Origin of the sequence: Corynebacterium sp. HMSC061H03 (assembly GCF_001838215.1) — a bacterium.
Classification (GTDB): Bacteria; Actinomycetota; Actinomycetes; order Mycobacteriales; family Mycobacteriaceae; genus Corynebacterium; species Corynebacterium jeikeium_D.
Genome location: NZ_KV836061.1, coordinates 149,070 through 149,302 on the forward strand (window position 1 = coordinate 149,070; position 233 = coordinate 149,302).

Below are 233 nucleotides of genomic sequence, written 5' to 3' on the forward strand. Positions count from 1 at the left end.
GTCATTCTAGGTTCGAGTCCTGGTAGGCCAGCGGAATTCGCTCATTCAGTTGAGTTGGATTCAGTTCTAAGCCCCGTTCGTCTAGCGGCCTAGGACGCCGCCCTCTCACGGCGGTAACACGGGTTCAAATCCCGTACGGGGTACAAAGTTACTCCCCAGTCAGTCGGCTGGGGAGTTTTTGTTTTTTTAAGAATCGAGGCGACGGGTTAAGTAAAGAAAAGTGTGTCTTTTCC

The 233-nt window shown here is 51.5% G+C and carries 1 tRNA gene; it reads left to right on the forward strand.

Going from position 1 to position 233, the window contains the following annotated elements:
* The first annotated feature begins 70 nt into the window (after positions 1–70).
* Positions 71–143: transfer RNA gene (locus tag HMPREF2787_RS04265), tRNA-Glu, on the forward strand.
* The last annotated feature ends 90 nt before the right edge of the window (positions 144–233 follow it).